Consider the following 1,856-nt stretch of genomic DNA (forward strand, 5'->3'; position numbering starts at 1 on the left):
CAGGGTGTAGATGCGCGTCAGCTCCTTGAAGGCCTCCGGCATCGCCGTTTCCATCGACGGCTTGTCGGAGCCGGATTCCTGGCGCGCCGCTTCGGTGATGTCCTGCGGCGTGCGGATACCCGCCACCACGTCCTCGCCCTGGGCATTGATGAGAAACTCGCCGTAAAGCCGGCTCTCGCCGGTCGACGGATTGCGCGTGAAGGCCACGCCGGTCGCAGACGTCTCGCCGAGGTTGCCGAACACCATGGCCTGCACGTTGACGGCAGTGCCCCATGATTCCGGAATGTTGTGAAGGCGGCGATAGGTGACCGCGCGCGCATTCATCCAGGACGAGAATACCGCGCCGATCGCGCCCCATAGCTGCTCGTGAGGATCCTGCGGGAATTCATTGCCGGTCTCGCGCGCGACGGCCGTCTTGTACCTGCCCACCATCTCGATCCAGTCGTCGCCGGTCAGATCGGTGTCGAGCGAATAGCCCTTGGTGTCCTTGAAGGTGTCCAGAATGTCTTCGAACTGATGATGCGCGAAGCCGAGCACGACGTCCGAATACATGGTGATGAAGCGTCGATAGCTGTCATAGGCAAATCGCCGGTCGCCGGACATCGCGGCCAATGCCTCGACGGTCTTGTCGTTGAGGCCGAGATTGAGCACGGTGTCCATCATCCCGGGCATCGAGGCGCGTGCGCCCGATCGCACCGAGACCAGCAGCGGATTCGTCGCGTCACCAAACACCTTGCCGGTGATCTTTGCGACCTGCTCAAGCGCCTTTTCGACCTGCTGCTTCAGTTCCTTCGGATAGGATTTGTCATGCGCATAAAAAAATGCGCACACCGAGGTCGGAATCGTGAAGCCGGGAGGCACCGGCAAACCGAGATTGGCCATCTCGGCGAGATTGGCGCCCTTGCCGCCAAGCAGCTCCTTCAGCTCCGCCTTACCTTCCGCCTTGCCGCCTCCGAAGGTATAGACCCACTTGCTCCTCGCAGGCGCCGCCGCTTTTATCTCCTTGTTCGCCGCCTTGCGCGCGCCGCCGGAGCTTGCGGCTTTCGTCCGAGGTGTCGCGGCTGACTTTGATTTCGCGGCGGGCTTCTTGGACTTCGAGGCGGCTTTGGCCATGCGATGAAACCATCCCACGTGAAGGAAAGCGTGTTCGCCTTACACCACGTTTTGACGACTTCACGCAAGCTGCGCGAGCCATCGTTTCCTCCGCCGGATGCCTTGCGCGCATTTCGGCGCGCCTCACGATTTCGGCTTCGCGACCTTAAGGCAATCGTGAAACAACGCGAATCGTGAAAACAGCCCGGCTTGCGCCGGGCTGTTTGTTCGATCAATGGCCGCCGAATCCCATCAGGCCTGCGGCTGCGGCTCGAGGCCCGGATCGGGGTCCGGGCGCGGATGGGTTTTCCCGGACGGCGGAACCGCAGAGGTGCGGGGGGTTGTCGGCTCCAGCACAGATTCCCGATTCGGTTTCTTGCCGTTCAGCAAATCGGTGATCTCGTCGCCGGTCAGCGTTTCGAATTCAAGCAGACCCTTGGCGAGCGCCTCCAGATCGGCCCGCTTCTCGGTGAGAATGCGGGTGGCGTCCTTGTAGCCGGCTTCGACCAGACGCTTGACCTCGGAGTCGATCTTTTGCGCGGTCGCCTCGGACACGTTCTGCTGGCGGTTGACCTGCATGCCGAGGAACACCTCGTCATTGTTCTCGCCATAGGACACGGTGCCAAGTTCTTTCGACAGACCCCAGCGGGTCACCATCATGCGCGCCAGGCGCGTCGCCTGATCGATGTCGGATGCAGCGCCCGACGTCACCTTCTCGTGACCGAAGATCATTTCCTCGGCCACGCGCCCGCCCATCATGATGG

At 62.1% G+C, this 1,856-nt stretch carries 1 protein-coding gene and 1 pseudogene; both read right to left on the bottom strand.

The window, feature by feature from the left end:
• Positions 1-1,113: PEP/pyruvate-binding domain-containing protein (locus tag BGN91_RS08320; RefSeq protein WP_292612184.1), on the bottom strand; the 1,113-nt coding region annotated here is incomplete at its 3' end.
• 231 nt (positions 1,114-1,344) lie between these two features.
• A pseudogene (locus BGN91_RS08325) lies at positions 1,345-1,856 on the bottom strand (cell division protein FtsH); the annotation flags it as partial.

It is taken from the genome of Nitrobacter sp. 62-13, from assembly GCF_001896955.1.
GTDB lineage: Bacteria > Pseudomonadota > Alphaproteobacteria > Rhizobiales > Xanthobacteraceae > Nitrobacter.